Raw genomic sequence first — 16,234 nt, 5'->3', positions numbered from 1 at the left:
TTGGCCCGGCGGCAGGTTGTTAAATTGTGTCGATGATGAGTTTGCCGTCTGCGGCACGCAGGTACGCGCCCTTGAGCGGCTGCTCGCCCGTGACGATCGTGGTCGCGAGCGGGTTTTCCACCTCTTTTTCGATCAGGCGGCGCAGATTGCGCGCGCCGAACTTGAGCGAGAACGACTTTTCGACGAGCCAGTCGAGCAGGCTGTCGTCCCACGTCAGGCGGATATCCTTGTCGGCGAGGTTGTCGCGCAGTTCGCTCAGCATGATGACCGCGATCTTGCGGAAGTCCGCTTCGGTCAGCTGGTTGAAGGCGATGATCTCGTCGATGCGGTTTAAGAACTCGGGGCGCATGATGTCCTCGAGCGCCTTCATTGCGCGTTCGCGGCTCTGCTGGCTGACCGTGCGGCCGAAGCCCGCAGGCGCGCCGCCGGTCTGCGAACCGGCGTTCGAGGTCATGACAATGACCGTATTCTCAAAGCTGACCACGCGGCCCTGCGCGTCGGTCAGGCGGCCGTCGTCCAGAATTTGCAGCAGCGCGTTGAGCACATCCGGGTGCGCCTTCTCGATCTCGTCGAACAGCACAACCGAGTACGGGCGGCGGCGGATCTTTTCGGTCAGCTGACCGGCCTCGTCATAGCCGACATAGCCCGGAGGCGAGCCGATCAGGCGGGAAACCGTGTGCTTTTCCATATATTCCGACATGTCGAGCCGCACCAGCGCGTCGGGCGAGTCGAACAGGTCGAGCGCGAGCTGTTTGACCAGCTCGGTCTTGCCCACGCCGGTCGGGCCGACAAACAGGAAGGACGCGGGCTTGCGCTTGGGGCTGATGCCCGCGCGCGAGCGGCGGATGGACGCGCAGACCGCGTCCACGGCTTCGTCCTGCCCGATGACATGCGCTTTCAGGCGGTCTTCCATGCCGCGCAGTCGTGCGGACTCCTGCGCCGCGACCTTGGCGGCCGGGATGCCGGTCCACAGCTCGATGACCGAGGCGAGCAGCTGTTCGTCAACCGCGGGCGCGGGCTTGCACAGCAGCTCGTGCAGCCGGCCTTCGACTTGCAGCAGCCGCTGGCGGCAGGACGCGATGCGGGCATAGGTGTCCTCCTGCTCATCGCGCGCGCTCGACTGGGTCAGCAGGTCAAGCTGGGTCTGCAGGCCCTCCATCTCGGTCTGCAGCGCCGGGATCTCGGACAGCTGCGGCGAGTCCAGGTTGAGCCGCGAGCAGGCCTCGTCGATCAGGTCGATGGCCTTGTCGGGCAGGAAACGGTCGGTGATATAGCGCTCACTCATCTCGGCGGCACGGCGGCAGATATCATCCGGCACCTGCACGCCGTGGAAGGTCTCGTAGTACGAGCGGATGCCCTTCAAAATCTCGGTCGTCTCCGCGACCGACGGCTCGCCGATATACACCGGCTGGAAGCGGCGCTCGAGCGCGGCGTCCTTCTCGATATATTTGCGGTATTCGTTCAGCGTGGTCGCGCCGATGACCTGAATGTCGCCGCGGGCCAGCGCGGGTTTGAGGATGTTCGCGGCGTTCATCGAGCCTTCCGAATCGCCCGCGCCGACGATGTTGTGCACCTCGTCGATGACCAGAATGATGTTGCCCAGACGCTTGACCTCGTCGATCAGGCCCTTCATGCGGCTTTCAAACTGGCCGCGGAACTGCGTGCCGGCCACGAGCGCGGTCAGGTCGAGCAGGTGCACTTCCTTGTTCCGCATCTTGAAGGGAATACGCCCCTCGTTGATGCGCACGGCCAGACCCTCGGCGACTGCCGTCTTGCCGACGCCCGGTTCGCCGATCAGGCAGGGGTTGTTCTTCTGGCGGCGGTTTAAGATCTGGATGACGCGGTCGGTCTCGCGGTCGCGGCCGACGATGTGGTCGATGCGGCCTTCGGCGGCCTTGCGCGTCAGGTTCTCACAGTAGTTGTTCAGGTACTTGCGCTTTTTGTCGTCGCGCGGGGGCGCCTGCGTGCGCGTGCGCGCGCCTTCGGCCGGGCGGCGCGGCGCGTCCGGCGACAGCGGCGGAACAGCCGCGGGCGGGTTGGACAGCGGATCGGTCTCGTGCGGCGCATCGTCGTCCGAGCCGTCCGCACCGGCGGTGACCAGATCGTTCAGATCGGCCAGCGAGTCGATCTCGCCCGACAGGGCCTCGAGGTCGTCCTCGGTGATGCCCATTTGCTCCATGATGTTGTCGAGCGGCTTGACGCCCAGCTCACGCGCGCACTTGAGGCAGAGCCCCTCCTGCGTGGTTTTGTCCGGGCCTTCGATTTTGGTGATGAATACCACGGCGATGTTCTTTTTGCATCGCGAGCACATTGGCATGTTCATAACAAAAAAACTCCTTTGGGGAAGTGGGAACGCGTATTTCAGATGGCCACCGGCAGCACGTCGATCAGTTTTGCCAGCAGCAGGCTATCAGACACCCGTTCGGGGGAAAGCCAGCCGAGCGGGGAATAGGCGATGGGATAGACCCACCAGACGCCCAGCAGGATCAGGACGATCAGGATGCCGCCCGCAGCCAGCCCGACCACGCCGCCCGCGAGGGAATCCAGAAACCCTAATGGGGTCAGGTGCGCGATCGTGTGCAGGCTTTTGACGGCAAAGCCGATCAGCCAGCCGAACAGGATGCAAAACAGGATGAGCAGCAGCACGAACGCCACGCTTTCGGCCATGGAGACCGCGGCCTCGGTCGCGGACTGGCGCAGCGCGTCCAGCGCGCCGGCGGCGCCGCTCACGCCTGCCTGTTTTTCAAAAACGTCGCCGACAATCGGCGTGACGATCCATTTCGCCACATAGGGCGCCGCCCAGCGGGCCGCGAAAAAGGCGGCAGCCACCGCGATCACGCGGCCGACCAGACCGTACAGCGACCCGAAAAAGCCGCGCCGGAAACCCAGCACCAGATTGACCAGCAGAATGGCCAGAATGATCAGGTCGGGCAGGTTGCACAGGCCGGTGAGCACGGATAAAACGTCAGTAGGCATTGGTCAGATCCTCGGAATGTTCGGAGTGCGCGGTAAACAGGCGCGCGTTTTTGGTGTACAGCGCGCAGACCGTGCCGTCGTCGGTCAGCAGCACGCGGCGCGCGCCGACCGCTTCGGTGTTGCTCCACTGGGGGGTGAAGGACGTATCGTAAACGGTCACGCCTGAGGCGCTCAGCACGGCTGCGCCGCCGGCGGAGATCGCCAGCGCGGACGGCTCCTCGCTCAGCGCGTAGGGGCCGGACAGCGTGCTGCCGCGCACCGTGTACAGGTCGCTGCGCGCGCCGCCCGAATACGAGCGCGTGGCAAGCGCCAGCACGTTGTCATGCGCGGTAAACGCGATCAGGTCGCTCGAGGCTGCGGTGAGCACATGCTCGGCGTCGCCGCTGCGGCGCACCAGATACAGCCCGTCGTCGCACAAAACCGCCGCCGTGCCGTTTTCCGGATAGCACAGGGTCATGCCCAGCGCATCCTCCAGCGTGACGTCCGCGTCCAGATCGCCGCTGGAGACGTTGTAAAACAGCACATGCGAGTGCAGCGACACGCCGTCCTGCCGGAAGGCGAGCACGGCAAGCGTTTTGCCGTCCGGTGAAAGCGAGGACGACACGATATAGTATTCCGACGACTGGTATTTGAATACCTCCTTGCCGGAGGTGTCGTACACGGCGACTGCGGTGCGGTAGCCCTGCTCGTCGGTGACCAGCACAAAATGTCCGTCCTGTCCGAGGCTGCCCGTGATGATCGAGGAGTTCGCGGTCAGTTCGGCGACCGCCGTGGCGGAGTTGGTCAGCACGGCATTCAGGCCGCCGCGGTCGTAAGCCAGCACATAATCGTCGTTGGCTTCCACCACGGGGGAGGAATAGCCCAGCGCGTGGGTCATGGTGACGACGCTGCCGGGACGCGCAAGATACAGCGAGTCGTTATCCGCATAGGCGATGCCGGAATCAAACAGCGCGGCGTCGGAAAATGTGCCGTTCTGGTAATTGATGGTGGTGATGTCGCCCTCGTGCTGCTTCAGGCCCGCCACCGCGTATTCCGCAAGGCTGCGGATGGAGGTGGGGGTGAACAGCCGGTAGTTGGAGAGCAAAAACAGCACGGTGCAGACCAGCAGCAGCCAGCCGCACACCGTGCGCAGCAGCACGGTGACGCGCACGCGTTTGTCCTTGCTTTCCAGCAGCAGATGGCGGCGTTCTTTCCGCGTGGACGGGAAACGGACGATATTCTGTTTGGATTTGGGGGACTGTTGTTCGCTCATGTTGCTCCGTCTCCTCATTGTATCGCGTTTGGGGGCATAAAATGTGAATAAAAAATAAATTATCCGAAAATGGGTTCAGGTGTCCAGCCGGAAGCGCGCAAGCTCAGGCGTATGCTCATACCACAGCCGGTTCATGAACAGGCCGCAGGCGGGCAGGGTCGGACCGGCCTGCTCGCGGTCGCCCGCGCGCAGAATGGCCGAAACGTCGTCCGGCGTCAGCTTGCCGCCGCCGACATAGGTCAGGGTGCCCGCGATCGCGCGCACCATGTTGTACAGAAAGCCGTCGCCGCATACGCGGATGCGGATCAGGTCGTCCACCGGCTCGACCTCGCACCAGAAGATGGTGCGCACGGTGCTTTTGACCGGCGTGCCCTGACTGCGCACGGCGGCGAAGTCCTGCCGTCCGACAAAGCGCTGCGCGCCTTCCTGCATGCGCGCGATGTCGAGCGGATAGTTGTAGCGATAGGCATAGCGCGCGTGGAACGGGTTGCGCAGGGTGGACGGGAAGATATAATAGGCGTATTCCTTTTTGGTGCAGTCAAACCGCGCGTCGAACGCGTCCGGCACCTGTACCGCGCCCGACACCGCAATGTCGGGCGGCAGAAAACTGTTTAAGGCATAGGGCAGACGGTCCATCGGGATGGTGCAGTCCGCCTTGAAGCTGGCCACATAGCGCCGCGCGTGTACGCCGGAGTCCGTGCGGCCGACGCCCGAGACGTGCGTTTTCTGGCCGAGCAGACGCTGGATCGCGGTTTCCATGGATTCCTGAATGGACGGGCCGTTTTTCTGCACCTGCCAGCCGTTATAGGCCGTCCCGTCATAGGACAAAACCACTGCAATATTCATAGGCCGAACTGCCTCAGCACAAGGACCGCCGCGAACAGCACTGCGCAGATCAGGATCGCGCAGATGTCCACGCGCTCAATTTTGAGCTGCTTCATGCGGGTGCGGCCGACGTCGCCGCGGTACAGACGGCACTCCATCGCGGTTGCGAGCTCGTCCGCGCGGCGGAACGCCGAGATAAACAGCGGCACCAGAATCGGGATCATCGCTTTTGCGCGCTGCACCAGACTGCCGGATTCAAAATCCGCGCCGCGCGCTTTCTGCGCCGAGATGATCTTCTCGGTCTCCTCGATCAGCGTCGGGATGAAGCGCAGCGCGATCGACATCATCATGGAAAGCTCGTGCACGGGTGCGTGCAGCTTTTTGAGCGGCGAGAGCAGACGCTCAAGCCCGTCGGTCAGCTGGATCGGGCTTGTCGTATAGGTCAGCATCGAGGTCGCAATGATCAGCAGCATCAGGCGGATGACCATAAAGACCGCCAGCCGGATGCCCTGCTTGCTGATGTGCAGGAAGCCCCATTGCCAGATATAGTCGCCGGGGGTGTAGAACAGGTTGAGCAGCGCGGTGAACGCCACGATAAACAGGATCGGCTTGAGTCCGCGCACAACCAGTTTGGGCGAGATGCGCGAAATGCCGATGATAATGGCCAGAAACGCGACGATCAGCACATAGGAAATCGGGCCTTCCGCGAGGAAGAGCAGCACGATGAACGCGATCGTCAGCACAATCTTGACGCGGGGGTCAAGCCGGTGCACGGCGGTGTCACCGGGGAAAAACTGGCCGATGGTGATGTCCTTGAGCATCAGCGCGCGCCCCCTTTCGCTTTGCAGGCGCGCAGGGCGTCGAGCGCCTGCTGCACCGTATAGACCGAAGTGTCCACATCATGCCCGCGTTTTTTCAGCTCGAGCATGACCTTGGTGATCATCGGGATGTCGAGTCCCGCCGCGATGATCTCCTCCGCGTGCGAAAAGACCGCGCGCGGCGTGTCGCAAAACAGGACTTTGGCATGGTTCATCACGAGCAGGCGGTCAGCCAGCCCCGCGATGTCCTCCATCGAGTGCGACACGATCAGGATGGTCGCGCCCGACTGCTTGTGGTATTCCTTGACCAGACCGAGGATCTCGTCGCGGCCGTGCGGGTCAAGGCCCGCGGTCGGCTCGTCGAGCACGAGCACTTCGGGGCGCATGGCCAGGATGCCCGCGATCGCGACGCGGCGCTTTTGTCCGCCCGACAGCGCAAACGGCGACTGGTTCGCCATGCTTTCGTCCAGACCGACCGCGCGCATGGATTCCAAAACGCGCTCGTCGATTTCGTCTTGCTTGAGCCCCATGTTGGTCGGGCCGAAGGCGATGTCTTTTGCGATCGTCTCTTCAAACAGCTGGTATTCCGGGTACTGAAACACCAGACCGACGCGGAAGCGCGTCTCTCTGGCGCACTTGCCCTTTTCGTTCCAGATGGACTGGCCGCCCAGCAGCACTTCGCCTTGGTCGGGCTTCAAAAGCCCGTTGAAATGTTGGATGAGCGTCGACTTGCCCGAGCCGGTGTGGCCGATGACGCCCAGAATTTCGCCTTTTTCGATTTTCAGATCGACATGGTCGAGCGCGACGCGCTCAAAAGGGGTGCCTGCGCCATAGATATGGGTCAGGCCCCGGGTTTCCAGAATGGTTGACAAAGGATTCGTCCTCCCGTGTGTCAAAATCAGTGGGCGCGCAGCCTCACTGTAGGTATTTCTCTAAGATGTCCGCGCATTCGTCTACCGAAAGCGCGTCGATGGGCAGGGTTTCGCCGTCCTGCCGGTCGAGGTCGTACAGCACCTCGATCGTCTGCGGCACGGTCAGGGACGCGGCGCGCAGCGTGTCCACCTGCGTGAAGATCTCGCGCGGCGTGCCGTCCATGAGCACGTTGCCCTGATGCATCACGACCACGCGTCCGGCCTGCACGGCTTCGTCCATATGGTGGGTGATCAGGATGACCGTGATGCCGTATTTGCGGTTGAGCTCGCGCACCACCGCCATGACCTCGCGCCGGCCCTGCGGGTCGAGCATGGCGGTCGGCTCGTCGAGCACGACGCAGCGCGGCATCATCGCGATGACGCCCGCGATCGCGACGCGCTGCTTCTGTCCGCCGGACAGGCGGTGCGGCGCCTGCGCGCGGTATTCGTACATGCCGACGGCTTTGAGCGCGTCGTCCACGCGCTTGCGGATCTCGGCGGGCGGAACGCCCATATTTTCGAGCGCGAACGCGACGTCCTCCTCGACCACGGTCGCAACCAGCTGGTTGTCCGGGTTCTGGAACACCATCGAGACGGTCTTGCGGATCTCGTAGGTGTTGTTTTCGTCACGCGTGTCCATCATATCGACGTAGCACACGCCGCCGGTCGGCAGGCGGATGGCGTTGAAGCAGCCCGCGAGCGTGCTTTTGCCCGAGCCGTTGTGGCCCAGCACCGCGACGAACTCGCCGCGCTTGATCGAGAGGTTCACGCCCTTGAGCACGGGCACGGCAAGCTGGCCTTCCTCGACGGGGTAGGCGTATTGCAGGTTTTCGGTTTTGATGATTTCAGACATAGTATTCGTCCTTATGGCAATCAGAATTTTGGCAGATTGGACTCGTTGATCGCGTCCTTGACCGCCTTTTTGATGACAAAATACAACAGGAATAGGCCAATGGCCATGGGGATCAGGGAGTAAATCAGAAAGGGGAGATATGTCGTAAACCAATATAACTGATGCATTACAGTCAACTCCTTTTGTCTCTATCCCGGTGTGTGGTTGTTCGTTTTAGGTTTCCGCGATAAAGCGTGCAGACGAGCCGCACGGCAGCACAAGCCCGGTCGCCTCGACCGGCAGGCCAAGCTCCTGCGCTTCGATTTTGCCCGCGGCGCGTTTGGCCGCCGTGATGCCGAGCAGATAGCTCATCACCGAGGGCGCAAGCCCGGTCGAGTAGCTCGAGATCAGCACGAACAAAGGCTTGTCCGAGAGTACCCCCATGGTCAGCTCGACAAAGTCGGCCACATCCTCTTCAATCTTCCAGGTTTCGCCCGACGGGCCGCGCCCGTAGGAAGGCGGGTCCATGATGATGGCGTCGTACTTGCGGCCGCGCCGGATCTCGCGCTGGACGAACTTTTTGCAGTCGTCCACGATCCAGCGGATCGGGCGGTCGGCCAGGCCGCTGGACGCGGCGTTCTCGCGCGCCCACTGCACCATGCCCTTGGAGGCATCCACATGGCAGACTGATGCGCCTGCGTTTGCCGCGGCGAGCGTTGCGCCGCCCGTGTAGGCGAACAGGTTGAGTACGTTCACCGGCCGTCCGGCGTTCCGCACCATATGGTCGATAAAGTCCCAGTTGGCGGCCTGCTCGGGGAACAGGCCGGTGTGCTTGAAGCTCATGGGCTTGAGCTGGAAGGTCAGGTCGCCGTAATGGATCGCCCACTGCTCGGGCAGTTTGCGGATTTCCCATTGTCCGCCGCCCGCCTTGGAGCGGTGATAGATGGCGTTCGGTTTCTCCCACGCGCGGCAGCCTTCCGCCCGCGGCCAGATGGCCTGCGGGTCGGGCCGCTGCAAAATCTGATTGCCCCAGCGCTCAATCTTTTCGCCGCCGCCGCAGTCGATGACGGCAAATTCTTTCCAGTGATCCGCGATCCACATAAAACATATCCCTCGTTCTGATGTGAGATTTACACAATATATCAGTATCTATTCTAACACCAAAGCGCGGCGCGCGCAATCAAAAAGAAACCCTGTCAAGACAGGCCTTTTTAGCGAAAACGGCAAAAAAGCGCACACGCCCGCAAAAAGCGGGGTGTGCGCCGGGACGCGAAGCCTGTATCAGGCGTGGGATTCGGATGTATGGGACAGACGGCGGGCAATGACGATGAACATGATGATACTCATCACGACCGAGAACAGGTCGGCCGCCGGCTGGGAGAAGATGATGCCGGTCATGCCGAGGTACGCGCCCGCGATGATGACGCAGGGGACAAAGACGAAGCCCTGACGGCTGACGGCGAGCACCAGCGCGGCAGCCGCGCGGCCCATGGCCTGCAAAGCGTTTTGCAGCACGAACATGATGCCGAGCACCGGGGCGGAGAACATCAGCGCGCGCAGCATGGGCACGCCGGCCTCGATGACGGCCGGGTCATTGATGAACAGCGAGATGATCGAGTCGGCGGTGAACCAGTAGATCACGGTCAGGATGATGCCCATGATCGTCGTGCACACGGCCGAGAAGTTGACCACGCCGCGCACCCGGCGGATGTTGTTCGCGCCGTACGCGAAGCCGATCAGCGGCTGCACGCCCATGGCAAGGCCGAGCTGGACGAACACCACCAGCATGTTGGCCTTCATGGCAACGCCCATGCCGGCGACCGCGTTGTCGCCGTAACCGGCGAGGTACTTGTTGAGCAGGATGTTGGACAGGCTCATCAGGATGTTGTTGAGCGAGGCGGGCAGGCCGATCGCGATCACGCCGCCGATGATGCCGCGCACGGCAAAGTCGCGCGGGTGGATGGACAGCACGGTCTTGCCGCGCAGGAAGTAGAACAGGTAGAAAAAGCAGGCGCAGATGTTGCCGATGACGGTCGCGATGGCCGCGCCCGCAACGCCCCAGTTCAGCGCAAGGATCATGATCGGGTCGAGAATGATGTTAATCACCGTGCCGACCATGTTGCCGACCATGGACGCAGTCGCCGCGCCTTCGCCGCGGATCAGGTTGCAGAAGCCGTTGGCGAAAATGATGAACGGCGCGCCGAGCGAGATCCAGAACAGATAGTCGTGGGCGTAGCCGATGGTGTACTCACTCGTGCCGATGACCGACAGGATAAACGGCATGGCGGCAAGGAACACGAAAATCATAATGACGCCCCAGATGAGCGAGCCGTAGCAGCAGAACGCGCTGACCTTTTTGGCGCGCTCGCCTTCGCCCGCGCCCAGCAGACGCGAAATAAGCGACGAGCCGCCGATGCCGAACATGTTGCCGAAGGCCATCAGAATGAGAAACACCGGCGTTGCCACCGAGACCGCCGCCACCTGATTGGCGTCGCCCGTCTGGCCGACGAAAAAGGTGTCCACCATGTTGTACAATACGACCACCAGCATGCTCAGCATGGTCGGGACGGCCATCTGTGCGACCGCCTTGGGGATCGGTGCGTCGCGGAACACAGAATCGTTATTATCTCTCATTATATTACCTCCTGTAATTATGTAAATGTAGTTAGCTACATAACTGGGCGAAAAAATATCAGCTTTCGCTGATATTGCGGTAGACGCGGGACAGATATTCTTCCAGCTGCGCCATTTCCGCTTCGGAAAAGCCGCGGGATGCCTGGGCGTCCAGATATAGTCGGATGTCGTTCATCACGCGCTGCACTTCGCTGAATTTGTCGGTCAGCCGGATGGTGCGGCAGCGGCGGTCGCGTTCGGATACGGCCGTGGTGACAAAGCCCTTGTCCTCCAGCCGACGCAGGAAGCCGATTACCGTCGGATGCTTGAGCCGGAAGTGCTGGCCGATGTCCTGCACCGTGGTTTCCTGATCGCCGCGCGCGTTCAGATACAGCAGCACGTCGCTCTGCGCGCAGGTCAGGCCGAGCGGGCGCAGCGCCGCGTCTGCGTGCGCCATGAACTGAATGCTGATCATTTTGATGTATTCGCCGGGGAAAACCGGACTAAGCAAGACAGCACCTTCCTTCCAATTGAGTAGCTTGCTACATAATTTTATCAACAGAAAGCCGTCTTGTCAACGGCTTTCCGAAAGTTTGGCGATTCGGCGCAGTGGGCACGAAAAGCACGGCGCGCGGTTGTGCAAATTTGCGCCGCGCTATTTTTTGCGTTTGGCCTTGGCCCAGCCCTTTTTCTTCGGCGGGGCGGGGAGGTGCGCCGCGGGACGCGCGCCCTTGGCGGTCTTGCCCGTGCGCCCGGACGGCACCGGCGGCTTTTCGCCGCGCGCGGGGCGGATCAGGCATTCCTTGCCGTAGCCGATCAAGTCCTCGCGGCCGGCTTTTTTGAGCGCGGCCAGCACAATCGGCCGCTTGTCCGGCCGCCGCCATTGCAGCAGCGCGCGCTGCATGGCCTTTTCCTCGGCGGTTTTGGCGACATAGACCGGCTTCATCGTGCGCGGGTCGATCTCGGTGTAGTACATCGCGGTCGAGAGCGTGCCCGGCGTGGGGTAGAAGTCCTGCACCTGCTCAGGCATGTAGCCGACGTGGTTGAGGTACTCGGCCAGCAAAATCGCGTCGTCCAGCGTCGCGCCGGGGTGCGAGCTCATCAGGTAGGGGACGAGGTACTGCTTGCGGCCCAGTTTCTGGTTGATGCGGGCGTATCGTTCGCGGAACTGCTCGTATACGGAAAATGATGGTTTGCCCATATAATACAGTGCGTTATCACTCATATGCTCGGGCGCGACCTTGAGCTGACCCGAGATGTGGTGCTCGACCAACTCGCGGAAGAATGCGTCGTTGTGGTCGGCCATCATGTAGTCATAGCGCAGGCCCGAGCGCACGAACACCTTTTTGATGCCCTCGATCTGGCGCAGCTCGCGCAGCAGGTTGAGGTAATCCGTGTGGTCGGCCTCGAGGTTTTTACACGCGGACGGGAACAGGCAGCGCTTGTTTTTGCACAAACCGTGCTCTTCCTGCATTTTGCAGGACGGGAAGCGGAAGTTGGCCGTCGGCCCGCCAACGTCGTGGATATAGCCCTTGAAGTTCGGCATCTGCACGATCTGCTTGGCCTCCGCGATCACGCTTTCGTGGCTGCGCGCCTGCACATAGCGCCCCTGATGGAAGGCGAGCGCGCAGAAGTTGCACGCGCCGAAGCAGCCGCGGTTGTGGATGATCGAGAACTGCACTTCCTGAATCGCGGGCACGCCGCCGAGCGCTTCATACGACGGATGATAGGTGCGCATGTAGGGCAAGGAATAGACGTGGTCCATTTCGGCGGTTGTAAGGGGTTTCGCGGGCGGGTTCTGGATGAGCACGCGCTTGCCGTGGCGCTGCAAAAGCGTTTTGCCGCGCACCGCGTCCTGCTCGTCGTACTGCAATTTGACCGAGCGGGCATAGTCCGGTTTGCTGGCGCACACGTCCTCGTAGGACGGGCACTCAACTGCGTTTTCGATGCCGTCCGCGTCGTGCGCCAGATAGGCTGTCCCGCGCACGCCCACGCAGGCCTCCGCGCCCTTTTTGCCGTGCTTCAAGTTGTTCGCGAGTTCCACGACCGAGTGCTCGCTCATGCCGAACATCAGCCCGTCTGCACCGGTCGATTCCAAAATCGAGGGCATGACGCGGTCGGCCCAGTAGTCGTAGTGCGCGAAGCGGCGCAGGCTGGCCTCGATGCCGCCGAGGTAGATCGGCGTGTCCGGGAAGGCGCGCCGCGCGAGCATGGCATAGACGGTCACCGCGCGGTCGGGGCGGCGACCCGCCTTGCCGCCGGGCGTGTAGGCGTCGTCCGAGCGGCGCTTTTTCGCGGCGGTGTAGTGCGCCACCATCGAGTCGATGTTGCCGCCGTTGATGAGCACCGCGTAGCGCGGCCGGCCCATCGCGGCAAAGTCGTGCTCGTCGTGAAAATCCGGCTGGCTGAGGATCGCGACCTTGTAGCCCGCGTCCTCTAAAACACGCGAGATGATCGCGGTGCCGAACGAGGGATGATCGACGTACGCGTCGCCGGTCACGAGCAAAAAGTCGCAGTAATACCAGCCGCGATCTAGCATATCCTGTTTGGAAATGGGGAGAAAACCGTTCATTTTTTTCCTTTCGCTTTACAAAACGTAAAAGATCGACTATCATGGAAGATACAGTCCGGCAAGACAAAGGCGGTTGACCATGCTCCTCGCAAGGGAGGTGGTTTTTATGGAGATTGTGTGGCAGATCATTTTGCTGCTCATTCTGCTTGAAATCATCAAGACCATAAAAAAATGACCGCCCACTTGCCCCGGGTACGGTCATTTTTTTTGAAATGATAGATACTTAGGGTCAACCGTCTTTGCCGGACTGCCCTTTTGCTACTCTTATTATAACGAATTTACCCTGTTTGTCAAGAGTGGAAGGCAAAAGGTGTAAAAAATAACCGCTTCCGTTTAGGAGCGGTTATTTTTATGTCACAAAGTGAGGATGCCCTCAGTTATCGAGGTAGAACTGCACCAGTTCCTGCATCAGCTCGTCGCGGTCGATCTTGCAGATCAGGCTGCGCGCGTTGTTGTGGTTGGTGATGTACGTCGGGTCCTCAGAGAGGAGATAGCCCACGATCTGGTTGATCGGGTTATACCCTTTCTCCTTAAGCGCGTCGTATACTGCGGTCAGCGTGCGCTTCATCTCCTTGTTGGACTCGTCTACAAGGCTGAATTTTCTCGTGCCGTCAAGCATGTCTGTCTCCTTTCCGATCCTACCGGTTGGTTTTTTGCTATAAACAGCATAATACAAAACGGCCGAAAAGTAAAGTCTTATCCGCGCAAAACCGCGCCAAAATCTTTTTCCAGCGCTGCCAGCGCATTTTTCATCGCCTTATCGCATTCCTCGTCGGTCAGCGTGCGGTCAGGCGCGCGCATGGAAAGCGAGTAGGCGACCGACTTCTTGCCTTCCGGGATGCCCTTGCCCTTATATACGTCAAACAGCTTGACGTTTTCCAGGATATGGCCGGCGGCCTTCTCGATCGCGGCCTGCATGGAAGCGGCGGGCACCGTGTCGTCCACCAGCACGGCGATGTCGCGGGTCGAGGCCGGGAACTTGGGCAGCGGGTGGTAGAGCTTGACCGGGTCGATCGCGGCAAACAGCTTGTCGAGCGGCAGCTCGGCAGCCAGCACCTCGCCGGACAGGCCGTAGCGCGCAGCGACGGTCGGATGCACCGTGCCGAACACGCCGATCACCTCGCCGCCGATCAGCACGTTCGCGCAGCGGCCCGGATGATAGGACGGGTTGTTCTTCTCGGGCACGAACTGCACGTCCTTGATGTTCAGCTCGCGGCAGATGGCTTCCACCACGCCCTTGAACTGGAAGAAGGACAGGCGGCCGTAGGTGCCGAGGGTGAGGACCTTTTCCTCGTGCGGCAGCACATCCGGATCGGCCTTGCCGTCCTTGACAGTCGGGAGATAGACCGTGCCCAGCTCGAACAGCGACGCGGTCGGGTTGCGGTGCGCGTGGTTGTGCGCGAGCGATTGCAGCATGGAGGGCAGCACGGTCGTGCGCATGATGCTGAAGTCCTCGCCGAGCGGGTTCAGAATAGTCGTGGAAATGCGGCGCGGGTCGTCCGCTGCCCAGCCGATCATGTCATAGAACTTCGGGGAGATGAACGAGTGGCTCATCGCCTCGTCAAAGCCGGCGTCGCGGCAGGTCTCGGAGACCGTCTTTTCCGCCATCTGCTTGGGGGTGTACTCGCCCTGCACCATCTCGCCGGCGTACAGCGTGGTCGGGATCTTATCGTAGCCGTACATACGGGCGACTTCCTCGGCCAGATCGCACATGCGCGTGATGTCCACGCGGAAGGACGGGATGATGACCTTGCCGTCCTCGACGCGGAACTCGAGACGCTCCAGATATGCCTTCTGCTCGTCGGCGGATAGCTCAAGACCGAGCAGCGCGTTCATCTTGTCCGGCTCGAAGGGCAGCGTCTTGGGGGTCAGGTCGGCAGCGCAGGCATCGATGATGCCGTCGACGACTTCGCCCGCGCCCAGCAGCTCGACCAGCTCGCAGGCGCGCTGCACGGCGGGCATGGTCAGCGACGGGTCAAGGCCCTTTTCGAAGCGGCCGGATGCCTCGGTGCGCATGCCGAGCGCCTTGGCGGTGACGCGCACGGTCGCGCCGTGGAAGCAGGCGGACTCGAACACGACGGTCTTGGTGCCGTCAACGATTTCGGAGTTTGCGCCGCCCATGACGCCCGCGACCGCAACCGGCTTGTCGTTGTCGCAGATGGCGAGCATCTTGTCGGTCAGGTCGTGGTCCACGCCGTCCAGCGTCTGGATGGACTCGCCACCCCGCGCGCGGCGCACGACGATCTTGCCGTCGGACAGGCAGGAGTAGTCAAACGCGTGCATCGGCTGGCCGTACTCGAGCATGACGTAGTTGGTGATATCGACGATGTTGTTGATCGGGCGCACGCCGCAGGCGTGCAGACGCTCACGCATCCACGCCGGGGACGGCTCGATCTTGATGTTCTTGACAAGACGCGCGGTGTAGCGCGGGCACAGGTCGGTGTCGATTACCTGCACCGACATATATTTGTTGATGTCGTCGCCGATGCTCTTGACCACCGGCTCCTTGACCGCGAACGGGCGGTCGAAGGTCGCGGCGGTCTCGCGGGCGAGGCCGATGACGCTGAAGCAGTCGGCGCGGTTGGAGGTGATCTCAAAGTCCGCGACATACTCGTCCAGACCCATCACCTTGCAGATGTCGTCGCCGGGCTTGCAGTCCTCATTCAGGATAAAGATGCCGTCGGTGATGCAGTGCGGGAACTCGGCCTGCTGCGCGTGCAGGTCGTCCGGCGTGCACACGGTCAGCTTTGCGGTATCGACCGCGATGAAGTCGCCCTCATGGATGTTGGAGCAGTCGGTCGAGACGGCGGTTTCGCCCGCGCCGAAGTCCACGGTCAGGTCGTACTGGGAATAGCCGGTGGTCTGAACCGACAGCACCTTGGCGCACAGCGTTTTGCCGTAGATCTTGTAGCCCGCGGTCAGCTCCTCGGGCAGCGAGGGCTTCTGGTCCTTGAGGCAGGTGTAGTCGTTTAGGATGGCGGCCGGCTTGATGACCGCGTAGGGCGCGTTGTGCACGTCCAGCTGCAGTTCCTTGAGCGAGCACAGCATGCCGTTGGACACCTCGCCGCGCAGCTTGCCCTTGGTGATCTTGACACCGCCGGGCAGCGTGGACTTGTGCTTTGCCACCGGGATCAGGTCGCCGACATGGATGTTCCACGCGCCGGTGCAGATCTGGGTGACCTCGTCGCCCACGTCGATCTGGCAGATCCACATGTGGTCGGAATTGGGGTGGCGGGTCATTTCATTGATACGGCCGACCACAACGTTCTGGATCTCCTCGCCGAGGTTGTAGACCTCCTCGACCTTGGAGCCGGACATGGTCATGCGGGCATCGTACTCCTTGGGGGTGATGCCGGAAATATCGGTATAATCCGAAAGCCAGGAAAGCGGCAATTTCACAAAAATTCCTCCTTGAATTTTTTCGATTGAAACCAC

The 16,234-nt window shown here is 61.6% G+C and carries 14 protein-coding genes; all 14 read right to left on the bottom strand.

The features are described 5' to 3' along the window. Positions 1 to 19: 19 nt before the first annotated feature. Positions 20 to 2,323 (bottom strand): ATP-dependent Clp protease ATP-binding subunit, encoded by a 2,304-nt coding sequence (locus EJL02_RS04420; protein ID WP_125115207.1) that lies wholly within the window; start codon positions 2,321 to 2,323, stop codon positions 20 to 22. A 38-nt stretch (positions 2,324 to 2,361) separates the two neighbouring features. Next, positions 2,362 to 2,976: a CvpA family protein gene (locus EJL02_RS04415; protein ID WP_125115206.1), complete on the bottom strand. Its 615-nt coding sequence runs from the start codon at positions 2,974 to 2,976 to the stop codon at positions 2,362 to 2,364. Further along, positions 2,966 to 4,228, bottom strand: a complete 1,263-nt coding sequence (locus tag EJL02_RS04410) for a DUF5711 family protein (RefSeq protein WP_125115205.1) — start codon at positions 4,226 to 4,228, stop codon at positions 2,966 to 2,968. The genes EJL02_RS04415 and EJL02_RS04410 overlap by 11 nt, the downstream gene beginning before the upstream one ends. A 75-nt stretch (positions 4,229 to 4,303) precedes the next feature. Continuing rightward, positions 4,304 to 5,074 (bottom strand): tRNA pseudouridine(38-40) synthase TruA, encoded by a 771-nt coding sequence (truA, locus tag EJL02_RS04405; RefSeq protein WP_125115204.1) that lies wholly within the window; start codon positions 5,072 to 5,074, stop codon positions 4,304 to 4,306. Next, positions 5,071 to 5,874 carry an energy-coupling factor transporter transmembrane component T family protein gene (locus tag EJL02_RS04400; RefSeq protein WP_125115203.1) on the bottom strand — a complete coding sequence of 268 codons (804 nt, stop codon included), beginning with the start codon at positions 5,872 to 5,874 and terminating at the stop codon, positions 5,071 to 5,073. The genes truA and EJL02_RS04400 overlap by 4 nt, the downstream gene beginning before the upstream one ends. Beyond that, on the bottom strand, positions 5,874 to 6,743 hold the full coding sequence (locus tag EJL02_RS04395) for an energy-coupling factor transporter ATPase (protein WP_125115202.1): 870 nt from the start codon (positions 6,741 to 6,743) through the stop codon (positions 5,874 to 5,876). Before EJL02_RS04395 ends, EJL02_RS04400 begins: the two co-directional genes overlap by 1 nt. 43 nt (positions 6,744 to 6,786) lie before the next feature. Beyond that, positions 6,787 to 7,635: an energy-coupling factor transporter ATPase gene (locus EJL02_RS04390; protein ID WP_125115201.1), complete on the bottom strand. Its 849-nt coding sequence runs from the start codon at positions 7,633 to 7,635 to the stop codon at positions 6,787 to 6,789. A gap of 20 nt (positions 7,636 to 7,655) precedes the next feature. After that, positions 7,656 to 7,802, bottom strand: coding sequence for a hypothetical protein (locus tag EJL02_RS14130; protein WP_164510284.1), 147 nt, complete (start codon positions 7,800 to 7,802; stop codon positions 7,656 to 7,658). Positions 7,803 to 7,848: 46 nt separating this feature from the next. Beyond that, positions 7,849 to 8,715, bottom strand: a complete 867-nt coding sequence (locus tag EJL02_RS04385) for a class I SAM-dependent methyltransferase (protein ID WP_125115200.1) — start codon at positions 8,713 to 8,715, stop codon at positions 7,849 to 7,851. A 180-nt stretch (positions 8,716 to 8,895) separates the two neighbouring features. After that, positions 8,896 to 10,248, bottom strand: a complete 1,353-nt coding sequence (locus tag EJL02_RS04380) for an MATE family efflux transporter (RefSeq protein WP_125115199.1) — start codon at positions 10,246 to 10,248, stop codon at positions 8,896 to 8,898. A gap of 58 nt (positions 10,249 to 10,306) precedes the next feature. Then, on the bottom strand, positions 10,307 to 10,738 hold the full coding sequence (locus EJL02_RS04375) for a MarR family winged helix-turn-helix transcriptional regulator (RefSeq protein ID WP_125115198.1): 432 nt from the start codon (positions 10,736 to 10,738) through the stop codon (positions 10,307 to 10,309). Positions 10,739 to 10,882: 144 nt separating this feature from the next. Beyond that, positions 10,883 to 12,799: a YgiQ family radical SAM protein gene (locus EJL02_RS04370; protein WP_125115197.1), complete on the bottom strand. Its 1,917-nt coding sequence runs from the start codon at positions 12,797 to 12,799 to the stop codon at positions 10,883 to 10,885. Between the two features lie 373 nt (positions 12,800 to 13,172). After that, the gene (locus EJL02_RS04365) at positions 13,173 to 13,418 is read right to left on the bottom strand and encodes an IreB family regulatory phosphoprotein (protein WP_031475480.1); all 246 of its coding nucleotides are present in this window, start codon (positions 13,416 to 13,418) and stop codon (positions 13,173 to 13,175) included. Positions 13,419 to 13,495: 77 nt separating this feature from the next. Beyond that, positions 13,496 to 16,198, bottom strand: coding sequence for a phenylalanine--tRNA ligase subunit beta (gene pheT / locus EJL02_RS04360; protein ID WP_243114401.1), 2,703 nt, complete (start codon positions 16,196 to 16,198; stop codon positions 13,496 to 13,498). Between the last annotated feature and the right edge of the window lie 36 nt (positions 16,199 to 16,234).

This window comes from Agathobaculum sp. Marseille-P7918 (genome assembly GCF_900625105.1).
Classification (GTDB): domain Bacteria; phylum Bacillota; class Clostridia; order Oscillospirales; family Butyricicoccaceae; genus Agathobaculum.
This window is presented reverse-complemented; position numbering and strand designations above follow the sequence as displayed.